The 22004-nt window shown below is 69.0% G+C and carries 21 protein-coding genes; 5 read left to right on the top strand and 16 right to left on the bottom strand.

The genetic code is table 11. The features are described from left to right. Nucleotides 1–2 precede the first annotated feature (2 nt). Entirely contained in the window at nt 3–302 is a 300-nt protein-coding gene (locus AC04MD_RS03160; RefSeq protein WP_213601200.1) for a DUF2388 domain-containing protein, read from the top strand. After that, nucleotides 302–2125 carry a DUF7844 domain-containing protein gene (locus AC04MD_RS03165; RefSeq protein WP_475495865.1) on the top strand — a complete coding sequence of 608 codons (1824 nt, stop codon included), beginning with the start codon at nt 302–304 and terminating at the stop codon, nt 2123–2125. The genes AC04MD_RS03160 and AC04MD_RS03165 overlap by 1 nt, the downstream gene beginning before the upstream one ends. 8 nt (nt 2126–2133) lie before the next feature. Here AC04MD_RS03165 and yeiP read toward each other — a convergent pair whose 3' ends face one another. From yeiP to AC04MD_RS03205, 8 genes are all read right to left on the bottom strand, one after another. Continuing rightward, the gene (gene yeiP / locus AC04MD_RS03170; protein WP_475495866.1) at nt 2134–2700 is read right to left on the bottom strand and encodes an elongation factor P-like protein YeiP; all 567 of its coding nucleotides are present in this window, start codon (nt 2698–2700) and stop codon (nt 2134–2136) included. Nucleotides 2701–2741: 41 nt separating this feature from the next. Then, nucleotides 2742–3512 carry an SDR family NAD(P)-dependent oxidoreductase gene (locus AC04MD_RS03175; protein ID WP_475495867.1) on the bottom strand — a complete coding sequence of 257 codons (771 nt, stop codon included), beginning with the start codon at nt 3510–3512 and terminating at the stop codon, nt 2742–2744. Nucleotides 3513–3740: 228 nt separating this feature from the next. Next, nucleotides 3741–6293, bottom strand: a complete 2553-nt coding sequence (locus AC04MD_RS03180) for a sensor domain-containing protein (protein ID WP_475495868.1) — start codon at nt 6291–6293, stop codon at nt 3741–3743. Beyond that, a complete protein-coding gene (locus AC04MD_RS03185) occupies nt 6290–7204 on the bottom strand; it encodes a hydroxymethylglutaryl-CoA lyase (RefSeq protein ID WP_475495869.1) in 915 nt (304 codons plus the stop codon). The genes AC04MD_RS03180 and AC04MD_RS03185 overlap by 4 nt, the downstream gene beginning before the upstream one ends. After that, complete coding sequence (locus tag AC04MD_RS03190; protein WP_475495870.1) at nt 7201–7821, bottom strand: hypothetical protein; 621 nt, start codon at nt 7819–7821, stop codon at nt 7201–7203. Before AC04MD_RS03190 ends, AC04MD_RS03185 begins: the two co-directional genes overlap by 4 nt. 5 nt (nt 7822–7826) lie before the next feature. Then, nucleotides 7827–9818, bottom strand: coding sequence for an acetyl/propionyl/methylcrotonyl-CoA carboxylase subunit alpha (locus AC04MD_RS03195; protein ID WP_475495871.1), 1992 nt, complete (start codon nt 9816–9818; stop codon nt 7827–7829). After that, the gene (locus tag AC04MD_RS03200) at nt 9818–10219 is read right to left on the bottom strand and encodes a VOC family protein (protein ID WP_475495872.1); all 402 of its coding nucleotides are present in this window, start codon (nt 10217–10219) and stop codon (nt 9818–9820) included. Before AC04MD_RS03200 ends, AC04MD_RS03195 begins: the two co-directional genes overlap by 1 nt. A gap of 4 nt (nt 10220–10223) precedes the next feature. Next, nucleotides 10224–11027 (bottom strand): enoyl-CoA hydratase-related protein, encoded by an 804-nt coding sequence (locus AC04MD_RS03205; RefSeq protein WP_475495873.1) that lies wholly within the window; start codon nt 11025–11027, stop codon nt 10224–10226. A 109-nt stretch (nt 11028–11136) separates the two neighbouring features. Here AC04MD_RS03205 and AC04MD_RS03210 point away from each other — a divergent pair, with 109 nt between their 5' ends. Genes AC04MD_RS03210 through AC04MD_RS03220 form a run of 3 tightly spaced genes read left to right on the top strand, consistent with a single transcriptional unit; the run spans nt 11137 to nt 13481 of the window. Next, nucleotides 11137–11382: a FeoA family protein gene (locus AC04MD_RS03210; RefSeq protein WP_475495874.1), complete on the top strand. Its 246-nt coding sequence runs from the start codon at nt 11137–11139 to the stop codon at nt 11380–11382. Then, nucleotides 11379–13241: a ferrous iron transport protein B gene (feoB, locus tag AC04MD_RS03215; protein WP_475495875.1), complete on the top strand. Its 1863-nt coding sequence runs from the start codon at nt 11379–11381 to the stop codon at nt 13239–13241. Before AC04MD_RS03210 ends, feoB begins: the two co-directional genes overlap by 4 nt. A gap of 3 nt (nt 13242–13244) precedes the next feature. Beyond that, the gene (locus AC04MD_RS03220; protein ID WP_475495876.1) at nt 13245–13481 is read left to right on the top strand and encodes a DUF6587 family protein; all 237 of its coding nucleotides are present in this window, start codon (nt 13245–13247) and stop codon (nt 13479–13481) included. A gap of 7 nt (nt 13482–13488) precedes the next feature. On the opposite strand, the gene AC04MD_RS03225 is transcribed toward AC04MD_RS03220, so the two are convergent. The 8 genes from AC04MD_RS03225 to AC04MD_RS03260 all read right to left on the bottom strand — a co-directional run bounded on the left by AC04MD_RS03225 (nt 13489) and on the right by AC04MD_RS03260 (nt 21903). Beyond that, nucleotides 13489–15057, bottom strand: coding sequence for a DnaJ domain-containing protein (locus tag AC04MD_RS03225; RefSeq protein ID WP_475495877.1), 1569 nt, complete (start codon nt 15055–15057; stop codon nt 13489–13491). Then, nucleotides 15054–16748, bottom strand: a complete 1695-nt coding sequence (locus AC04MD_RS03230) for an Hsp70 family protein (RefSeq protein WP_475495878.1) — start codon at nt 16746–16748, stop codon at nt 15054–15056. The genes AC04MD_RS03225 and AC04MD_RS03230 overlap by 4 nt, the downstream gene beginning before the upstream one ends. Before the next feature lie 66 nt (nt 16749–16814). After that, a complete protein-coding gene (locus AC04MD_RS03235; protein ID WP_093486409.1) occupies nt 16815–17183 on the bottom strand; it encodes a hypothetical protein in 369 nt (122 codons plus the stop codon). After that, nucleotides 17180–17719 (bottom strand): bactofilin family protein, encoded by a 540-nt coding sequence (locus AC04MD_RS03240; RefSeq protein ID WP_475495879.1) that lies wholly within the window; start codon nt 17717–17719, stop codon nt 17180–17182. Before AC04MD_RS03240 ends, AC04MD_RS03235 begins: the two co-directional genes overlap by 4 nt. Before the next feature lie 214 nt (nt 17720–17933). Then, nucleotides 17934–19541, bottom strand: a complete 1608-nt coding sequence (locus tag AC04MD_RS03245; protein ID WP_475495880.1) for a carboxyl transferase domain-containing protein — start codon at nt 19539–19541, stop codon at nt 17934–17936. A gap of 123 nt (nt 19542–19664) precedes the next feature. Further along, nucleotides 19665–20042 carry a hypothetical protein gene (locus tag AC04MD_RS03250; protein WP_475495881.1) on the bottom strand — a complete coding sequence of 126 codons (378 nt, stop codon included), beginning with the start codon at nt 20040–20042 and terminating at the stop codon, nt 19665–19667. Nucleotides 20043–20210: 168 nt separating this feature from the next. Beyond that, complete coding sequence (locus tag AC04MD_RS03255; RefSeq protein WP_142125237.1) at nt 20211–20555, bottom strand: hypothetical protein; 345 nt, start codon at nt 20553–20555, stop codon at nt 20211–20213. A 172-nt stretch (nt 20556–20727) separates the two neighbouring features. Beyond that, complete coding sequence (locus tag AC04MD_RS03260; RefSeq protein WP_475495882.1) at nt 20728–21903, bottom strand: thiolase family protein; 1176 nt, start codon at nt 21901–21903, stop codon at nt 20728–20730. Nucleotides 21904–22004 lie beyond the last annotated feature (101 nt).

Below are 22004 nucleotides of genomic sequence, written 5' to 3' on the forward strand. Positions count from 1 at the left end.
TCATGTCCCGATTGATCCTCGCCGGCGTGCTGCTGGCGTTCTCGGTGCCGGTGTTCGCCGGCAGCTTCGCCGGCTCGTCCGCCGGTGCGTCTTCGGCCGGTTCCTCGGCCTCGTCCGACAGCTCGTCCGGCGACGACAAGATCGTCGTGCAGGCGCGCGAAGATGCCGCCAGCTTCGTCGCCAGCGACGGCCGCATCCGTGGTGCGCAGCTGGAAGCCGCACTGCGCCACCTGCGCGAGAAGGACGAAGCGGCGCGCAAGGCCAGCGACATGCAGCTGGCACAGGCCATCCTGGCCCGCTGATGCACCTGCGTCGGCCCCGGGGCCGGCGCATCGCCGCGCTCCTGTTGTGGGCGTGGCTCGGCCCGGCCGCCACGGCGGCCGCGCTCGATATCGATTCCACCCGACTCACTCCCGACGAGACCGTCGCGACGCAGGCACTCGTCGATGACGTACTGCCGCGCCTGCCTGCGGTGTGGCGCGACGGGTTGCCATCCGATCTCCTGCTGCAATGGCGCGACGATCTTCCGCCGCACGTCGCGGGGCGACGCAGCGGCCATCGCATCCTGCTTCCGCGCCGCCTGTTGCAGGCGTGGCAAGCGCGCGACGCCGTGCCGCCGGACGATGCCTCCATGCGTGAGGTCCGCGAGGCGCTGGTGCACGAGTTGGCGCACAGCTACGACCGGGCCCAGGGCAACGTGCTCTCCGGTGATGCGCGCCTGCGCGACCTGGCGGGATGGCAACGCAGCGTGTTGCCGCTCGCCGGTCGTCGTTCGCGCAACGATTTCGTCGCGCGGACGCCGGATCCCTATGAACTCGAGCGTCCGTCCGAGTTCGTGGCGGTGAACCTCGAGCACTTCGTGCTCGATCCGGCGTATGGCTGCCGGCGTCCGGCACTGCATCGCCATTTCGCGGCGCACTTCAACCTCCCGGCCGGGGCGGAGGCATGCGCGCCGGGACTGCCGTTCCTGGATGTGGACGCCGAAGCGGGCGATGCCTCGTTGCTGGCGCTGGATCCCTCGCGCGTCTACGCCGTCGACTATCTGCTGGCCGAAGGCAACACCCAGGCGATGAGCCGCTGGGGCCACAGCATGCTGCGGCTGGTGATCTGCGCGCCCGGGCGTGCGCCGGGGCCGGATTGCCGCTTCGACCTGGCCCACCATCGCGTGCTGTCGTTCCGCGCCTTCGTCGGCGACGTGCAGATCTCGGGCTGGCGCGGACTGACCGGTTCGTATCCGTCGCGCCTGTTCCTGCTGCCGCTGGACCAAGTGATCGAGGAGTACACCCGCGTCGAGCTGCGCGGCCTGCAATCGGTTCCGCTGCGGCTCCAGCCGCAGGACATCGCGTCGCTGCTGGAGCGGGCCGGCCAGCTGCACTGGAGCTACGACGGACGCTACTACTTCATCAGCAACAACTGCGCGGTCGAGACCTGGAAGCTGCTGCACGAGGGCGTGCCGCGACTGTCCGGCGAGTCCTTCGCCAGCATCACGCCGACCGGCCTGCTGAAGAAGCTGGCGCGGCGCGGCATCGCGGATACGGGCGTGCTGGACGACACGGAAGAAGCGCGCCGGCTCGGCTACTACTTCGAACCGATGAGCGCACGTTACGAATCCTTGTTCGCCGTCGCGCGCGAGTCGCTGGCGCTGCCGCAGCAGGATGCACAGGCCTGGCTGACGCTGTCGCCGACCGAACGGGCCGTGTGGTTGCCGCGCGCGGATCTGCGCGCCAGTGCGGCGCTTCTGGTGCTGGAGACCGCCGCGCAGCGTCGCCAGCAGTTGTTGCTGCGCGACGAACTGAAGCGGCGTTACCTCGGCCGCAATGCGCCGGCCGACATCGCGCACGCACTGCAGGCCTTGCGCACATGGCTGGGCGATACCGGCTTTGTCAGCCGGCCGTCGGAACTGGTGCCGGAGGGCTACGGATTGCCGCAGGCGGAGGAGCGCGAACGCATCGCGGATGAAGCCCGCGTGCGCGTGGCACGCCTGCGTGAGCAGGATGGGGCATTGCGGGAAGAACTGGAGCGCTGGCTGCCCGTCGACCAGCGCGAGGTGCTGCGGGGCATCGAGGCGAACCTCGAGACGATCGGTGCACGCCTGCGCGCACTGGATGCGGCAGGCGCGTCGTAACCGCGGACTCAGTCGGCGCGGCCGCCGAACTCGCCGGTGGTCGTATTCACCAGGATGCGTTCGCCGTTGGTGATGTACTCCGGCACCATGATCTCGATGCCGGTGCTGAGCTTGGCCGGCTTTGGGCGCTTGGTGGCGGTGCCGCCCTTCAGTTCCGGCGGGGTTTCCACCACTTCAAGGATCACGTGCTGCGGCAGCTGCAGTGCGACCGGCAGTTCGTCGATCACCTGCACGTAGCAGCCTGCCAGGCCGTCGGTGATGTAGCCGGCGTCATCGCCGATGACGTTGGCGTCCAGCGTGTACGGCGTGTAGTCCTCGTCGTCGAGGAACACGAACGCATCGCCGTCCTTGTAGGAATACGTCGCCTGGCGGCGCAGCAGTTCCACTTCGCTCAGGGTGTCGTCGGCGTCGAAGCTGGCGTCCAGCTTGTTGCCGCCCGGCACGCTGTACATGATGAAACGGAAGCGCACGTTGCCACCGCGGCCCTGCGGCGAGCTGCGCTCGATGTCGCGGATTTGGTACACGCCGCCGTTGTGTTCGACGACGTTGCCCTTCTTGATGTCGAAAGCCTTCATGGATCAACCGGTTCTGTGGAATGGGAAGAGGGAGTGCGCGCCTACTTCGGCGCCAGGCGCACGGCGCCGTCCAGGCGGATGGTCTCGCCGTTGAGGTAAGGGTTGCCGAGGATGTAGGCGACCAGGTCGGCGAACTCCTCCGGCTTGCCCAGGCGGGACGGGAAGGGGATCGAGGCGCTGAGCGACTGCTGCACGGCGTCCGGCATGCCGTCGACCATCGGCGTCCAGAAGATGCCCGGCGCCACCGTCATCACGCGGATGCCGAAGCGCGACAGCTCGCGCGCCATCGGCAGCGTCATGCCGACCACGCCGCCCTTCGAGGCCGAGTACGCGGCCTGGCCGATCTGGCCTTCGTACGCCGCCACGCTGGCGGTGTTGACGATCACGCCGCGCTCGCCGTCGGCGTTGGGGGTGTTGTGCTGCATCAGGTCGGCGGCGGCCTTGGCCACGTTGAAGCTGCCGACCAGGTTGACCATCACCGTGGACTGGAACGTCGACAGCGGCATCGGCGCTTCCTTGCCCAGCACGCGGCCGGCGCCGAGGATGCCGGCGCAGTTGATCGCCGCATTCAGGCCGCCCAGGAAGTCCTTCGCCGCCGCCACGTTCGCGGCCACGCCCGCTTCGTCGGTCACGTCGGTACGGAAGTAGCGGACGTTGGTCTCGCCCAGGTCGGCGACGGCGGCCGCGCCCTTGTCGTCGTTGACGTCGAACAAGGCGGCCTTGCCGCCGTGGGCGACCAGGTGGCGGGCGACGGCCAGGCCCAGGCCGGAGACGCCACCGGTGATGACGGCGCGGGTATCGGACAGCTGCATGCGGTGAACCTGCTGCGGAAAGGCCAGCATTTTACGCGATGGCGGGTGGCGAGGTCGCCATGGACCCACTGTAGGAGCGACGTCAGTCGCGACCGCGAACCACGACCGGCAGCGCCCCTTTCCGGGCCGGTAAGCATGTCGCCCCGGGGTTCGTGGCCTGCGAATGAGGATGCGGCAGCGGAAGGTATCCGGTCGCGACTGACGTCGCTCCTACAGGGGGCCCGCCGCTCAGGCGTGCAGCACCCGCTCCAGCGGGGCGTCGGCGAGCCGGCGCGCGAACTCGTCCGGCGACAGGCCGGGGGCGAACAGGAAGCCCTGGCCGACCGGCACCCCGAGGTTGAGCAGGAATTGGCGCTGGGCTTCCGATTCCACGCCTTCGGCCACCAGGCCCAGGCCCAGGCTGCGGGCGATGGCCGAGACCGCCTGGCAGACGGCCACGTCGGACCGGTTGTTGGGCACGCCCTCGGTGAACAGCGGGCTCAGCTTCAGGCCGTGGATCGGCAGGCGACGCAGGTAGTTCAGCGCGCTGTAGCCCTCGCCGAAATCGTCGATGGTCAGCAGCACGCCCAGCTGGCGCAGGTCGGCGAAGGTGCGCAGCGTGGCCGGCGCGTCCTCGATCAGCACGCGCTCGGTGAACTCCAGCTCCAGCGCGCTGCCCGGCAGGTCGAACTCGGCCAGGATGGTGCGCACGCGATCGGCGAGGTCGTCGCCGGCGAACTGCCGGTACGACACGTTGACCGCCACCCGCACGATGCCCAGCCCCATGTCGCGCCAGGCGGCGACCTGCCGGCATGCCTCACGCAGCACCCAGCTGCCGATGCGCACGATGTCGCCGGTGGTTTCGGCGTGGCTGATGAACACGTCCGGGCGCAGCTCGCCCAGCTGGTGGTTCTGCCAGCGGATCAGCGCTTCGCCGGCGATGATGCGGCCGTTGCGCAGGTCGACCTGCGGCTGGTACACGAGGCGGAATTCCTCGTTGTCCACCGCACGACGCAGCTGCGTCTCGATCTGCAGCCGGTCCTGCTGCCGCTGCGCCAGTTCCTGGGTGAAGCTCTGCCAGCCGTTGCGCGCGCGATGCTTGCTGTCGTACATCGCGATGTCGGCGTTCTGGATCAGCTGCTGCGGGCGCAGGCCATCCTCGGGCGCCACCGCCAGGCCGATGCTGGCGGTGATGGCGAATTCGTCCTTGCCGAAGCGGAACGCGTCGGCGAACGCGCCCAGCACCGCATGCGCCATCGCCTCGGGCTGGTGCGGATCGTGGCCGGCGTCGCAGATCACCAGGAATTCGTCGCCGCCGAAGCGCGCGATCATGCCGTCGGTGCCGACCGCGCCGCGGATGCGGTCGGACGCCTGCACCAGCAGTTCGTCGCCGGCGTTGTGGCCCAGCACGTCGTTGACCATCTTGAAACGGTCGAGGTCGATGTACAGCACGGCGACGCGCGCGCGCTCGGGATCGGCCAGCCGTGCGCCGAGCTCGGTCAGCACGGCGTCGCGGTTCATCAGCCCTGTCAGCGGGTCGGTGCGCGCCTGGATGCGCAGCGTCTCCTCGGCCTGCTTGTCTTGCGATATGTCCTGCATGGTGCCGGTGATGCGCGAGGCGCCCGGGTCGCCCGGTTCGGCGTCGCCGATCACGCGGATCCAGAACGGGTGGCCGTCCGCCTGCGTGCCCTGCAGCTCCAGGTCGAAGCCCTGGCCGCCGGCGGTGATCAGGTCCAGCGCGCCGCGCAGGCGGCGGCGGTCCGTGTCGCGCAGGCACGACAGCATGTCGCCGAGCGTGACCAGCGGGCGCGCCGCACCGAGGATGCGCTGGGCTTCGTCCGTGAGGTACATGCGGTCGCGGCCGAGATCCCATTCCCAGCCGCCGATATGCGCCAGCGACTGCGCGCGGTCGAACAGCGCGCTGTCGCGCTTGAGTTCGGTGACGTCGCTGAACAGCGTGCTGACCTGCGCCGGCACGGTGGCGCCCGGCGCGAACTGCGGGACGGACGTGGCGGTGAGCCAGAGCAGCTGCTTCTTCTCGCGGTGGTACAGGCCGAGCAGCACGCTTTCGACCATCTGCCCGGTATCCAGCGCGCGCTGGGCAGGGAGTTCGTGGCGGGCCATTTCGCGGCCATGCTCGTCGACGATGTGCCAGCGGCCCAGCGCGAGTTCCTGGTCGGCGCGCTGGTCCTCGCGGATGCCGAAGATGCGCATCGCGGCGCCGTTGCAGTACTGCACTTCCAGGTCGCGGTTGTGCACCACGATGCCCTTGTCGATCGTCTCCATCAGCTCGCGGTAGCGCGTTTCCGCCAGGCGGCGGCTGCTGATGTCGCGGGCGACGGCGACGATGCTCTTGCGGCCGTCGAAGCTGATGTTGGCCGAGTGCACTTCGACGGGGAAGCGCGTGCCATCGCCGCGCATGTTGGTGACCTCGATGACGTAGGTCACGCCGCGGTTGAGCGTCTCCCACACCGGCACCAGATGGTCGCGCGGCAGGTCGGGATTGAGGACGTTGATGTTGCGGCCGACGATCTCCTCGCGCGGCCGCTTGTATGCCGTCATCCCGGCCTGGTTGAGGTCCAAGATGGTGCCGTCTTCGGCGATGATGCTGACCGGGTCGGGCACGGCATCGAACAGGTTGCGGTAGCGCGAGCGTTCCGTATCCGCCTCGTGCTGCTTGGCCAGCAGTGCGTCGCGCGCCTGGCGCAGCAGGTCGGCGTGCGGGCCATCGACCGCGGCCGCGCGTTCGAGTGCGGCGGCCAGCGCCATCACGTCGACGTCGCTGGCCGGGCCGTGCGTCATGCGGCCGCCAGGGCCTTGCCGACGCGGCTGCCGGTCTCGCGCCCCAGCCGGGTCGCGAGCCAGCGTCCCGTCTCCGCCAGCAGGTCCAGGTCCACGCCCGTGCGCAGGCCCATGCCGTGCAGCAGGTAGACCACGTCTTCGCTGGCGACGTTGCCGCTGGCGCCCTTCGCGTAGGGACAGCCACCCGCGCCCGACACGGCCGAGTCGATCACGCGGACGCCGGCGTCGAGACAGGCGAGGATGTTGGCCAGCGCCTGTCCGTAGGTGTCGTGGAAGTGCACCGCCAGCGCGGGCATCGGCACCTCGGCGGCGACCGCCGTCAGCATCTCTGCCGCCTTGCGCGGCGTGCCCACGCCGATGGTGTCGCCGAGCGATATCTCGTAGCAGCCCAACGCGTGCAGTTGGCGCGACACGCGCACCACATCGGCCACGGGCACCTCGCCCTGGTACGGGCAGCCCAGCACGGTGGAGACGTAGCCGCGCACCTTGATGCCGTCGGCCGCGGCGCGTTCCAGCACCGGGCGGAAGCGCTCGATGGACTCGTCGATGGACGCGTTGATGTTCTTGCGGGTGAAGGCTTCGGACGCGGCGGTGAACACCGCCACTTCCTCCACGCCGACAGCGAGCGCGCGTTCGTAGCCGGTCTCGTTCGGGACCAGCACGGGATACGCCGTGCCGGGCCGCCGCTGGATGGCGGTGAACACCTCGGCGGCATCGGCCAGCTGCGGCACCCACTTCGGGCTGACGAAACTGGTGGCCTCAATGCTCAGCAGGCCGGTGCGCGACAGCCGGTCGATCAGTTCGACCTTGTCGGCGGTGGCGACGAGCGCCTTCTCGTTCTGCAGGCCGTCGCGCGGACCCACCTCGACGATGCGGACGAAATCGGCGGCGGAGGCGGAGGGGGCGCTCATGCGCCTTTGCCCGTCTTGACGCGGCGCATGCGCAGCGTCTTGTCGCGCCCGTCGAAGGCGTCGAACAGGGCGGGGTCCGACTGCAGCAGCGTACGCAATTGTTCCGGTCCTCCTTCGAACACATAGGTGCTGGCATCGGTCTCGCGCGCCTTCAGCGAACCCTGCTGCACGCGTTGCATGATGTCCACCGTATCCAGCATCGCGATCTGCAGCGTATCGTTGCGGATGCGGTATTTCAGCAGCGTGACGGCATTGGCCGGCATGCCTTTCGGGATCGGCGGCGCGGCCGTCTTGCCGGTGCCGAACAGGCCTTCCAGTTCCTCGAAACCCAGCGCGAGGTAGCGCTCGCCACCGAGTTGGAATCCGAGCGCATCGAACTGCGGCGCATCGGCGCGCGCGGCATCGTGCAGGCGCACGCGGCAGGCAGCATCCACGTCCGCGTAGTCGTCCTTGCCCAGCGGTATGCGGTCCTGCGGGCTGTCGGGCAGCGGGATCCAGCGCCCGACCAGGGCGGGGTCGCAGGCCAGCGGCGCCGGCGGCTGTTCGAACATCACGCAGCCGCCCAGCGTGCAGGCCGCCAGCAGGACGACGATCGGGCGCCATGAAAACGGCAGCACCGGCCTCACTCCAGCGTCACCAGGACAGTGTCGGCCTCGACGAAATCGCCGGCGGCGGCGCGCAGTTCCGCCACCACGCCGGCACGCGGCGCCTTGACGGCCAGTTCCATCTTCATCGCTTCCATCACCAGCAGTTCCTGTCCTGCGTCCACGCTGTCCCCCACCCGTGCCTTGACCACCACCACGCGGCCGGGCATCGGCGCGATGATGCGGCCGTCTCCGCCACGGTCCCCGCCTGCCGTGCGCTGGTACGCCGGCAGCGTTTCCAGCATGGCGCGCCGCTCCCCGTCGTGCAGGGTGAGGCGATTGCCATGGCGGTGGATCCGAAGTCGCCGTGCCTGATCATGAATACGCAACTCGAGCAGGCCAGCGGTCAGGCGCGCGCCGTCGACCGGGTAGGTGGCGCCCTGGACGTCCACCGAATACCGGCCGCCGTGGCCGTGCGCGAGCGCGTCCCAGCGCTGGTCGCGGTGCTGGAAGGCCAGTGGCCGGCGGCCGGCGTGGCCGAGGCGCCAGCCATCGGCGATCGCCCAGGGGGAGCCCGGATCGCCCGATGCGCCGGCGGCGCTGCGGGCGGACGACTCTTGTTCGAGCAGGACGGCCACGGCGGCGGCCACCTGCAGGTCGGGCGTCAGCGCCGGTGCCGGCATGAACTCGTCCAGGTGGCGGTCCAGGTAGCCGGTGTCGATGCGCCCCTCCACCACGGCAGGGTGCCGGGCCAGGCGCTCGAGGAAGCCGATGTTCGACTTCGGGCCGACGATGTCGCAGTCGGCCAGCGCGTCGCGCAGGCGCGCCAGCGCGGTCGGCCGGTCCTCGCCCCAGACGATCAGCTTGGCGATCATCGGGTCGTAGAAGATCGTCACCAGGTCGCCTTCCACCACGCCGCCGTCGAGACGGACGTGCGCCGAGGGCGCGGGCAGCACCAGCGACTCCAGCCGCCCGGAGCCGGGCAGGAAACCGGCTTCCGGGTCTTCGGCGTACAGGCGCACCTCGATGGCGTGGCCACGCTGCACGATGGCTTCCTGCGCCAGCGGCAGCGGTTCGCCCGCGGCGACCCGCAACTGCCATTCCACCAGGTCCAGGCCGGTGACCATCTCGGTGACCGGATGTTCCACCTGCAACCGGGTGTTGATCTCCATGAAATAGAACTGGCCGTCGGGATCGACGATGAATTCCACCGTGCCCGCGTTAGCGTAGTCGATGGCCTGCGCCGCCTTCACCGCCGCGTCGCCCATCGCCGTGCGCAGTGCCGGGGTCAGGAACGGCGAGGGCGATTCCTCCAGCACCTTCTGGTAGCGGCGCTGGGCGGAGCACTCGCGCTCGTTGAGGTGCAGGGTGTGGCCGTGCGTGTCGGCGAACACCTGGATCTCGATGTGGCGCGGCGACTGCACGTAACGCTCCAGCAGCACGCGGTCGCGGCCGAAGGCGTTGGCGGCCTCGCGCTGGCAGCTTTCCAACTGCGCGATGAAGTCCTCCAGCCGGTGCACCACGCGCATGCCCTTGCCGCCGCCGCCATGCGCCGCCTTGATCATCAGCGGGAAGCCGATGCGGGCCGCTTCGCGCGACAGGGTGTTGGGCGATTGGTCCTCGCCGGTGTAACCGGGAACGACCGGTACGCCGGCCGCGGCCATCAGTTCCTTCGCGCCGGCCTTGCTGCCCATCTTGCGCATCGAGGCGCCGGACGGACCGATGAACACCATGCCGGCCGCCGCGACGGCATCGGCGAAGTCGGCGTTCTCGGACAGGAAGCCGTAGCCGGGATGGATGGCCTGGGCGCCGGTCTTCTTCGCCGCGGCGATGATGGCGTCGCCGCGCAGGTAGCTGTCGGCCGGTCGCGGACCGCCGATCAGGCAGGCCTCGTCGGCCTGGCGTACGTGCTGGGCGTCGGCATCGGCCTCGGAATACACCGCGACCGTGCGGATGCCGAGCCGGTGGCAGGTGCGGATGACGCGGCAGGCGATCTCGCCGCGGTTGGCGATCAGGATCTTGGAGAACATCAGGACTGGGATTCCGCAGGCAGGTGGCAGACGGCTTCGATGTTGTGCCCGTCGTGGTCGATGACGAAAGCGCTGTAGTAGTCGGGGTGGTAATGCGCGCGGATGCCGGGTGCGCCGTTGTCGCGCGCACCGGCGGCGAGGGCGGCGGCATGGAAGGCATCGACCTGCGCCCGGCTGGCGGCCGTAAACGCAATGTGGGAGCCGCGGCCGGGTTCTCCGCCGCCCTTGCCGACCCAGAAGTGCGGACGACCGGCCGACCCGAAGCCGCATCCCTCGTAACCGCCACTCATCTCCCGCGTCACGTCCATGACGACGCGATGGCCCAGCGTGGCAAGCACGCGTTCGTAGAAGGCGCGGCTGCGCGCGTAGTCGGCGACTTCGATACCCAGATGGTCGATCATCGGTTCACTCCCCAAGGGTCCAGGCCGGTGCGCGCTTGTCGAGGAAGGCGGACAGGCCCTCCTGGCCCTCAGGCGACACGCGCAGGCGCGCGATCAGGTCGGCGTTGTCCGCATCCAGCGGGTCGCGATCGGCGCCGCCGGCCACCCGTGCCACCAGCCGCTTGGCGCCGGCGGCGGCCAGCGGGCCGGCTTTCAGCAGCAAGGCGAGCTGGCGGTCGACGGCGGCATCCAGCGCGTCCGCCGGCACCACGTCGTGGAGCAGGCCGATCCGCAGGGCGGTGGCCGCGTCGAAGATTTCGGCGGTGGCGAACCAGCGCCTGGCTTCGCGCGGCCCGATGGCGGCGATGACGTAGGGCGAGATCACCGCCGGTAGCAGGCCCAGCTTGCTCTCGGTCAGGCCGAACCTGGCCTCCGGCACGCCGATGGCGATGTCGCAGCAGGCCACCAGGCCGACGCCGCCGCCGAAGGCCGCGCCGTGCACCCGCGCGATCGTCGGCTTGGGCAGTTCGTCCAGCGTGCGCATCAGGCGGGCGAGGGCGAGGGCGTCGTCGCGGTTGGCCGCCTCGCTGGCCGAGGCCATGCCGCGCATCCAGTGGAGGTCGGCGCCGGCGGAAAACGAGGCGCCACTGCCTTCCAGTACGACGGCGCGGACGCTTGGGTCTCTCGCCAGACTCTCGAGCTGGGCAGTCAGCGCCGCGATCAGGCCGGCATCGAAGGCGTTGTGGAGGGTGGGGCGATCCAGCCGGAGCCGCGCCACGGGTCCCGCGCGTTCCAGCACGAGGGGATGTTCCTGCGGTGATGCCGCCATTCCGGTCGTTCCCAGCGAAGTCGTCGAATGATAGCGGCACGCTCCGTTGCAGCCGTCGTGCAGTGCGGCGATGCTACAATTTGAGAATAGTTCGCATTTGAGGCCCCACGTGATCCTGACCGAGCTCCCCTGGCGTACCCCCGCCATCGTCGATTCCGTCGAGGACCATGGTCCGCAGGACAACATCGCCCGTCGCCTGCGCGAACTGGGCTTCGTCAACGGCGAGGCAGTCGAGGTCGTCGCGAAGGGTCCGCTGGGTGCCGAACCGCTGCTGGTGCAGGTCGGTTTCACCCGGTTCGCGCTGCGCCGTTCCGAAGCGGCCCGCGTGCGATTGCGCAACGGAGCCGCAGCATGAGCGCGGCAGACGCGTCCACGTTGCGGCTGGCGCTGGTCGGCAATCCGAACTGCGGCAAGACGGCGCTGTTCAACCAGCTGACCGGCAGCCGGCAGAAGGTCGCCAACTACGCCGGCGTCACCGTGGAGCGCAAGGAGGGCCGTCTGCATTCGTCGGCCTCGGGACGCAGCTACGCGGTGCTCGACCTGCCGGGCGCCTACAGCCTGCATGCGGCCAGCCTGGACGAAGCCGTCACGCGCGATGTCTGCCGCGGCTTCTATCCCGGTGAAGCCGCGCCGGACGTGCTGGTCTGCGTGGTGGACGCCACCAACTTGCGCCTGCACCTGCGCTTCGCACTGGAAGTGCGGGAACTCGGCAAGCCGATGATCCTGGCGGTCAACATGATGGACGCCGCGCAGCGCCGCGGCATCGCCATCGACCTGGCCGCGCTGGAACGCGAACTGGGCGTGCCGGTGGTCGAGACGATCGCGGTGAAGCATGGCGGCGCGCGCGCGCTGGTCGAGCGCATCGACGCCGTCGCCGCGCAGCCGCATGAGCCGCGCACGCATCTGGCCGAGGGCGCCGATCTGCATGCGGAAACGCGCCGGCTGCTGGCGCTGGCGGTCACCATGCCCACGCGCACGGCGAAGATCGACGACGCGCTGGACCGCTGGCTGCTGCATCCCGTGTTCGGCTTCGCCGCCCTTATCGTGGTGATGTTCCTGATCTTCCAGGCAGTGTTCGCCTGGGCGACGCCGTTTGCGGACGCCATCGAGGCAGGTGCCGGATGGCTGGGGGAGGTCGTGGGCGCTGCGCTACCCGAAGGGCCGCTCAACAGCTTGATGGTGGATGGCATCATCGCCGGCCTTGGCGGGGTGGTCGTGTTCCTGCCGCAGATCCTGATCCTGTTCGCCTTCATCCTGGCACTGGAAGAAAGTGGATATCTGCCGCGCGCGGCATTCCTGCTGGATCGCCTGATGCGGGGCGCCGGGTTGTCGGGTCGCTCCTTCATCCCCCTGTTGTCGAGCTTCGCCTGTGCCGTGCCCGGCATCATGGCCACCCGCAGCATCCAGGACCCGCGTGACCGCTTGGCCACCATCCTGGTGGCGCCGTTGATGACGTGCTCTGCGCGGCTGCCGGTGTACACGCTGTTGATTGCTGCCTTCATTCCGGACGGGAAGGTCGGCATCTTCAATCAGCAGGGCCTCGTGCTGTTCGGCCTGTACGCCGCTGGCATCCTGAGCGCGCTGCTGGTGTCTTGGGTGATGAAGAAGTGGCGTCGCGACAAGAGCGAACACGCGCTGCTGCTGGAGCTGCCCTCCTACCGTATCCCGCATCCGCGTGATCTGCTGATCGGCCTGTACGAGCGCGCCATGATCTTCCTCAAGCGCGTCGGCGGCATCATCCTCGCGCTGACCATCCTGCTGTGGGTGCTGTTGACGTTTCCTGCGGCCCCGGCGGATGCCGCGGGTCCCGCCATCGACTACAGCTTTGCCGGCCGCATCGGCCACGCCATGGCGGTGGTCTTTGCCCCGCTGGGCTTCAACTGGCAGATCTGCATCGCGCTGATTCCGGGCATGGGTGCGCGCGAGGTCGCGGTTTCTTCGCTGGCGACAATCTACTCGTTGTCCGCGCCGGACGATGATGCCGCCATCCAGGCCCTGACGCCGATCGTCAGTGATGGCTGGTCGATGGCAACGGGACTGTCGCTGCTCGTCTGGTTCATCTACGCGCCGATGTGCATCTCGACGCTGGCCACGATCAAGCGCGAAACCAACTCGTGGAAGCAGATGGGTTTCGCGACGTTCTATCTGTTCGCACTGGCCTACCTCGCTTCGCTGGTGACCTACCAGGTCGCCAAGGCGCTGGGTGCGGGCTGAGCCATGGACGCCTCACTCGCCCTGCAGTACGCCATCATCGCGATCGCGGTGGTGGTGAGTGCTTGGGTGGTGGCGAAGAAGCAGTTCCCCGGCCCGCTGCGCAAGGCGCGCGTCGCGCTCGCGCTGCCGTTGTTGCGCGAGGATCGCGCGACGTGGATCCGCGGACTGGGCCGATGGATCGCGCCTCGCGGCATGACGACGAACGGAAAGGCGTGCGGCGGGTGCGACGGCTGCGGCTGAGCCGCGCTTACGTATTCAGGACGGCAAGCATCTGCGTGGCGACCAGGAAGAGTCCGGTCGCGATCGGGACAACCCAGCCAGCCCAGCGATGAGGCGGCAGGCGACGGTCCAGCCAGTACTGCACGATCAGCGGAAGGGCGGCGAACGTCGCAGCCAGTGCGAGGGTGCGGTCCGGGCCGAGAAGCGCCGTGTACGGCTCGAGATTCGCCATCGCGCATACCGACATGATGAGCGGACCTGCGAACGCCGCGCACAGCCGCAGCCTGCCCCGTCCGAGCGCCGGACGGACGTAGCCGGCCAGCAGGCCCAGTGCTGCCGGCAAGGGGCCGGCGACCGGAATCCAGGACAGGCACAGCCCCACGATGACGGCGCTTGCGCCGAACAGCATGCCGGGAGGCAGCCGCCAATGCCGCCACGACCACTCGTTGGCGCGCGCCCATCCGATCCTCAGCACGGCGAAGGCGAACCAGATGCCGGCGGTACCCGTGGTCCAGGTGAGGAAGCCACGGAACAGCGCGGCCTGGTCGTCGGGCGCGCTGACGAGCAGTGCGAGGAACCCGAAAAACGCCCCGAACCACACCAGGACCCGCAACAGCGCTGTCGCCACGCGCGGACGCGCGAGGCGATGCGGGTCCGTTGCCTGCTCCCAGAACTGGATCGATGGGGGATCCAGTTCGGCGTGGTCGAGGCGGGGTTGCAGTTGTCTGATGGTGTGGATGAAGCCGGCGATGCGGGTCGGCGCGGTGGGTACCAGGATCAGGAACAGGCGACGCAGCCGATTGCGCTGTCCCGTCAGCTCACGGGCGGCCATGCGTTCGACGACATCCTGCGAGGACAGCTGCATGCGTCGCAGCAGGCGGGCGAGCCGGGCATGGCGCTCGCGGTTCTCCAGCACTGCCTGTGCATTGGCCGCCTGTCCGTCGCGGTCGAGTTTGTCCAGGCCGAAGAATTCCAGCACGGTGGTCACGGCGCGCCCGTCCCCGAGCGAAGGCGCGTCATGCAAAGCGCGCACCACGACCGGGCGCAACGTGTGCTTCAATTCGACCGAGTACAACGCCGGGTGCGCGTGCAGCCAGTCGCGCATCGGGCGCGGATCGGCGCTATCGAACAGTACGTACAGGCGCTCGACGAACGCTTGCACGTCGAAGCGTGGAGCAGGGGCGGGAGTCGCGATCGGGTGCGGGGGCGCCATGATGCGGGCAGGGCGCGCGGGCGGGCGATCGCCCGGATCCGGGTGTTCCAGCGGCCGGCCCTGAGGAGGAATCGCCGGACCTCGCGGTGGAACGCCAGAATCGGCGTCTTCGTGTCCCGCGTCACCTCTTTCTCCCGCTTCGGGATATCCGAAGCTGGCGGACTCGGTGGCATGCGCTGCTCGTGCTGCGTTCTCTTGCGCGGTCGACGGTCGTCGACGCGCCTGGTCCAGGCAGGCTTCGTAAGCTTCCTGCAAGCGCTGGAACGCGGCAGCGTCGTCGTCCGGCCGTGTCTTCTTCAGCAGGCGGGCATAAGCCCGTTTGATCTCGCGCTCGTCGGCGCTGCGAGGAATCTGCAGCAGTTGGTAGGCGTCGGTCCTGTTCAAGACGTGCTGGACTCGACATCGTCCAGGGCGCGCTGCAGTTCGGTCCGGCTGCGCGAAATCAGCTCGCGATCCTGCCGTTCGATCACGGACATGAAGCGCGACAGCCAGTCGTGCAGCATGGGACGGAGCTCCAGATACTCTTCGTATAGCCGTTCGATGCGGGCGATCACGGCCAGGTTGGCCTGGTCCTCGCGAGGATGGACCTTGATCGATTCCAGCTGGGCGAGACGCTGGCGGATTTCCTGCTCGCTGAGCACGCCGGGATTGCCCTGGATGATCAGTTCGTGGACATTGCCGCTGATGCGCGGGCGCACCTCCACCTGCAGCACGCCGTTGATGTCGTAGGTGAAGCGAACGTCGACGGCGTTCTCTGCCCGCTTGAGGTCGGCGCGCACGGGGACCATGAGCTTGCCGAGCAGGACATTGTGCTCGGTTCGCGGACTCTCGCCCTGGAAGATCTTCAGCTCGATCTCGTGCTGGCCCTCACGGGTCGGGTAGTAGGTGTCCTCGCGGCTCACCGGCACCGTGCAATTGCGTTCGATGATGGGGCTGAAATGGCCGCCGCTGAAGTTGCCGTACGGGTCTTCGCGGCCGACTTCGACGCCGAGCGTGTAGGGACAGACGTCGGTCAGGACGATCTCTTCCAGGGTTTCGTCGCGCGACTTCATGCCCGCGACTACGGTCGCGCCCAGTGCGATCGCCTCGTCGGGATGGATGTGGCGCAGCGGCAGGCGGCCGAGCATGCGTGCGGCGGTACGGGTGAAGAGCGGCATCCTGGAGGCGCCGCCGACCATGATGACCTCGTCCAGTCGTTCGGGACTCAGGCCCGCGTCGCGCAGGGCTCGCTCGATCGGCTGCCGCAACCGCTGGATAAGCGGCTCGGCCAGCGAAGCGAACCGGGTCTCGTCGATGATCCAGGCGATCTCGTGGCGGCCCAGGGTCAGTGCGATGGACGCTTCGCCATGGCTGCTCAACCGGTGCTTGGCCGACTGCAGGTGAGCGCGCAGCACCGCCAGCTGCTCTGCCGAGAGCGTCTGCGTCGACAGCCGGAGATCGGTCAGGCAAGCACCAAGCAGCACCTGCAGGAAATCCTCGCCACCGAGGTGGTTGTCGCCGGCACTGGCATGCACCTGGATCACGCCATCGAACATTTCGAGTATCGAAACGTCGAACGTACCGCCGCCGAGATCGAGAACGATGAAGGTCGATCCGTCCACGCGCTCCTGCAGCCCGTAGGCGATCGCTGCCGCAGTGGGTTCATTGATCAGGCGCTCTACCCGTATGCCGGCCAGCTCGCCGGCGGCGCGCGTCGCCTTGCGCTGGGCATCGCCGAAGTACGCTGGCACGCTGATCACCGCCTCGGTGATCGGCACGCCCAGCGCGGCACGTGCGTCTTCCAGCAGGCTGCGCAGCACCAGCGCCGACAATTCTTCGGGACGGAAGCTGTGGCCACCCATTCGGGTTTCGCGTTCGCTGCCCATCCAGCGCTTGAACGTCGCGACCGTGCCGGCGGGATGCGTGCCAAGCCTGTCGTGGGCCGCCTGTCCGACCAGCAGGCCTTTGTCCGCGTCGAGCGACACCACCGAAGGCGTCAGCAGGTGGCCCAAAGCGTTGGGAATCAGCCGAGGAGCGCCGTTCTCATAGACGCCAATCAACGAATGCGTAGTCCCCAGATCGATACCGACGATCATCCAGCCCCCTGCTGGCGTCCTTGTCGACGTCGAGTGTAGCGGGGCGGCGTGGCGGCGGGGAGGGCGTCAGTGCCGGGTGCGGCGACCGGCCGCCTTGCCGGTGGCGGGGTTGAGCTCCACCGACAGTACGAAGCTGCGTTGTTCGTGCGGTTGCATGGCGCCGACGCCGACCACCTGGCGGGTCACTTCCTCGCCGCGGTCGTTGCGGATCGACAGCACCACGCTGTATTCCCAGGCCGCACCTTCGGCCGGCGGTTGCAGCGTGCCCTCGATCCGCAGCGGCGTCAGCGCGGGCGCCGCGTTGGCGCCGGCGCCGGGTTCGAAGCGCAGATGATGGCGGCAGCCCGGGCAGACGGCCGCGCTCTCCAGGATGGTCGCCTTGCAGTGCGGGCAGGTGCGGGTGGCGCCGGCACTGCCAGGGCGGGGTTGGCTCATGCGGCGGCGCCGGGCTCCGTGCCATTGCCCTTGCCGCCCTTGACCGGGGTTTCTTCCCAGCCGAACTCGGCGTTGCCGCGCATGCGCGAACCCGCGGCCACGGTTAGCGCGCCGGCCTTGACGTCGCCCACCAGCACGCCGGACGACAGCAGCTCCACGCGGGATGCGGATTCGATGTTGCCTTCCAGCTCGCCCGCGATGGTGACCTTCTTCGCGCGCACGCCGCCGTTGAGCTTCGCGCCGGTCTCGATGGTCAGGTCGCCCTGCACGTTGACGTCGCCCTTGAACTTGCCGGCGATGCGGATGTGGCCGGTACCTTCGATCTTGCCCTCGATGGTCAGGTCCGCTGCGATCAGCGATTCCTTCAGCGCTTCCTGTGGCGCGGAACGCTCGGCCGGGCGCGTGCCCGGCGGCGCAGTGACAGCCGGCGAGAAATCCGCCGCCGCCGGTGCCTCACGCAGTGCGGACGGGGCGGGGTCGGGCGGCAGGGGAGCGCCGTCCTTCTTCGCGGGCGCTTGGTCTTTCCAGATGGACATGCAGGGGATGCTCCGGGGTGGCAGGGCCTTCGACTATCGCCAATCCCGGCCGCCTCACGCTGTGATCACGCCTGCCAAATAAGGACGACGATGCGCCTCCCTGTGCGCTGGTTCACGTCACAGCCGGAGTTGTCGACGCGGCGCTCACATGCCTGAAGTGGGCGCCCGGCGTGGGCATTGCCCCAGTGCCGACAACGCGCGGCACCGTCGCCGACTACATCCGGAACACGCCGAACTTCGCCGGCTCGATCGGCGCGTTGAGGGAAGCCGAGAGGCCGAGGCCGAGCACGCGCCGGGTATCGGCGGGGTCGATGATGCCGTCGTCCCACAGGCGCGCCGTGGCATACCACGGGCTGCCCTGCGACTCGTACTGGTCGCGGATGGGTGCCTTGAAGGCATCCTCCTCCTCCGGCGTCCAGGTCTTGCCTGCGGCCTCGATGCCATCGCGCTTCACCGTGGCCAGCACGCTGGCCGCCTGTTCGCCGCCCATCACGCTGATCCGCGCGTTCGGCCACATCCACAGGAAGCGCGCGCCGTACGCGCGGCCGCACATCGCGTAGTTGCCGGCGCCGAAGCTGCCGCCGATCACCACGGTGAACTTCGGCACGCTGGAGCAGGCGACGGCGGTGACCATCTTGGCGCCGTCCTTCGCGATGCCCGCGTTCTCGTACTTGCGGCCGACCATGAAGCCGGTGATGTTCTGCAGGAACACCAGCGGGATGCCGCGCTGGTTGCACAGTTCGATGAAGTGCGCACCCTTCAGCGCGCTCTCGCCGAACAGGATGCCGTTGTTGGCGACGATGCCGACCGGGTAGCCGTGCAGGTGGGCGAAGCCGGTGACCAGGGTCTTGCCGTAGCGCGCCTTGAACTCGTCCAGTTCGCTGCCGTCGGTGATCCGCGCGATCACCTCGCGGATGTCGAATGGGCGGCGCGTGTCCTTTGGCACGATGCCGTAGAGCTCTTCGGCGGCGTAGAGCGGCTCGCGCGCATCGCGTACCGCAACCGGCAGGGTCTTCCTGCGGTTGAGGTGGCCGACGATGCCGCGCGCGATCTCCAGCGCATGGCGGTCGTCCTCGGCGAAATGATCGGCCACGCCGGAAATGCTGGTATGCACGTCGGCGCCGCCCAGCGCCTCGGCATCGACGACTTCGCCGGTGGCGGCCTTCACCAGTGGCGGACCGCCGAGGAAGATCGTGCCCTGTTCCCTGACGATGACGCTCTCGTCGCACATCGCCGGCACGTAGGCGCCCCCGGCGGTGCAGCTGCCCATCACCACCGCGATCTGCGGAATGTTCTCCGCGCTCAGCCGCGCCTGGTTGTAGAAGATGCGGCCGAAGTGTTCCTTGTCCGGGAAGACTTCGTCCTGCAGCGGCAGGAAGGCGCCGCCGGAGTCCACCAGATAGATGCACGGCAGCCGGTTCTCGCGCGCGATCTCCTGCGCGCGCAGGTGCTTCTTGATCGTCATCGGGAAGTAGGTGCCGCCCTTGACGGTCGCGTCGTTGGCGACGATCACCACTTCGTGGCCCATCACCCGGCCGATGCCGCAAACCATGCCGGCCGCAGGCGCGGCGCCGTCGTACATGTCCTCGGCCGCGAGCGGGGCGATCTCGAGGAAGGGCGAACCGGAATCCAGCAGGGCGGTGATGCGGTCGCGCGCGAGCAGCTTGCCACGCTCGGTGTGCTTGCCGCGGGCCTTCTCGCCACCGCCATCGGCGGCGCGCGCCAGGCGGCGATCCAGTTCCTGCACGAGCACGCGATGGTAGGCCGCGTTGGCGGTGAAATCGGGCGAGCGCGGATCGAGTTGCGAGGCGATGGAGGGCATGCGGCACGACGATGCGGGAAAGGCGGCATCAGACCACAAAGCCCCGCACGCGCCAAACCGCACTGCAAAAACGACAAGGCCCGCTTGCGCGGGCCTTGTCCGATTCGCGGTGACGCGAGTCGATTACTGCTTGGCTTCTTCAGCCTTGGCTTCGGCCTTGCCGGCGACTTCGGCGGCCTTGTCGGCGGTCGCCTGGGCAGCGTCGGCGGTGGCCGAAGCAGCTGCGGCGGTCGCGTCGTTGGCGGCAGCCTGGGTAGCAGCGGCGGCGTCGGAGGCGGCGGCGGTCGCAGCGGCAGCAGCGTCGGCGGTCGCAGCGGCCGCGGCATCGCCCGCGGCGGAAGCGGCGTCACCGGCAGCCGAGGCGGCATCACCGGCCGCAGCGGCGGCCTGATCGGCGGCAGCGGCGGCGTCCGCAGCGGCGGCGTCGGTGTTTTCGCTCTTGGTGCAGGCGCTCAGGGCCAGGACGGCGGCAGCCAGCAGGACGGTGGTCTTGATCTTCATGCGGATCCCCAAATCAGTATGTGTGGAAGAAGGTGGCGCCGGGATGGCGGCGCCCGTTCGTCCTCGCAAGCGGGGCGAACCGGGAAGCCAGGCCCGGATACAGAAAAAGCCGCCAGCGAACTGGCGGCCTCTTCAGTGTAACGCCAAATAAGGCGGCTACCACCAGGATTACTGCTTGGTGGCTTCCTTGGCAGCGTCGGTCGCGGCTTCGGCCGTGTCGGCAGCCTGGCCAGCGGCGTCGGCGGCAGCGTCGGCGGCTTCCGTCGTGGTGGCGGCAGCGGCGTCGGTCGCGGCGGTGGCAGCGGCGTCGGCGGCGGTGGCAGCGGCGTCGGCCGACTGCTGGGCGGCGTCGGCGGTCACTTCGCCAGCGGCGGCGGCGGCGTCGGCAGCAGCCTGGGCTTCGGTCGCGGTCGCGGCGGCGTCAGCAGCGGCGTCGGCGGCCTGTTCCTGGTTCGAGCACGCAGCCAGGGCGAAACCCAGAGCCAGCGCGATCAGAGCCTTGTTCATGGTCATCGTTGCATTTCCTCGTCGTTAGTTAGGCAACGCGCAATTGCGCGCCTGCAACATGATGACAAGCCCGTTACCCGTGTCAAGCGGTTGGCCGGTTATCTTTGTCAATCCGTTGTTAAACCCTATGGGCGGGACGAAACGCCAGCCTCGTCCCGCCTGAAACTGCGCAAAAAGATCAGACGATTTCGACCGCGATCGCGGTCGCTTCGCCACCGCCGATGCACAGCGTGGCGATGCCGCGCTTGCCACCGCGCACGCGCAATGCGTTGATCAGGGTCACCACCAGGCGGGCACCCGAGGCGCCGATCGGGTGGCCCAGCGCGCAGGCGCCGCCGTTGACGTTGACCTTGGCATGCGGGATGCCCAACTCCTTGATCGGCGCCATGGCGACGACGGCGAAGGCTTCGTTGACTTCGAACAGGTCCACCTGGTCCACGGTCCAGCCGACCTGCTTGAGCAGCTTGTCGATGGCGGCCACCGGGGCGGTGGTAAACCATTCCGGTGCCTGCGAGTAGGTGGCATGGCCGACGATCTTCGCCAGCGGCGTCAGGCCGCGCCTGGCGGCTTCGTCGGCGCTCAGCAGGACGGTCGCCGCGGCGCCGTCGGAGATGCTGGATGAACTGGCGGCAGTGACGCTGCCGTCCTTCTTGAAGGCGGGCTTCAGCGTCGGGATCTTGGCGATGTCGGACTTGCCCGGCTGTTCGTCGGTGGCGACCTCGACCTCGCCCTTGCGGGTGGCAACCTTGACCGGGACGATCTCGTCGTTGAAGGCGCCGGACGCCTGCGCGGCCTGCGCACGGGTCACCGACTCGATCGCGTACGCATCCTGCTCCTCGCGGGTAAAACCGAACTTGGCCACGGTGGCCTCGGCAAACACGCCCATTGGCTGGCCGTCGTAGGGGCTGGTCAGGCCGTCCCATGCCATGTGGTCGACCGCCTGGAAGTTGCCGTAGCGGTTGCCGGTCCGCGAGTTGGGGATCATGTGCGGGGCGTTGGTCATCGACTCCATGCCGCCCGCGACGACGATGCTGGCCGAGCCGGCCTTGATCAGGTCGTGGCCCAGCATGATGGCCTTCATGCCCGAACCGCAGACCTTGTTGATGGTGGTGGCGCCGGCGGCGTCCGGGATGCCGGCGGCACGCGAGGCCTGGCGGGCGGGCGCCTGGCCCAGGTTGCCCGGCAGCACGCAGCCCATGATGACTTCGGACACGTCCGATGCCGGGATGCCGGACTGTTCCAGCGCCGCGGCGATGGCGGCCGCGCCCAGCGTCGGCGTGGGGACGCCGGTGAACTGGCCAAGGAACGAGCCGATGGCGGTGCGCTTGGCAGCGGCGATGACAATGTCGGACATGGGGGACTTCCCGTGGAGTGAGGTCCCGATTATCCCGCCCTGGCCCGACGGCGGGCAAATCGGCCGTTGGTACAGGGCCGCCCGGGTCGCCGTATGCTGGT

This window comes from Pseudoxanthomonas sp. LjRoot206 (assembly GCF_056175725.1).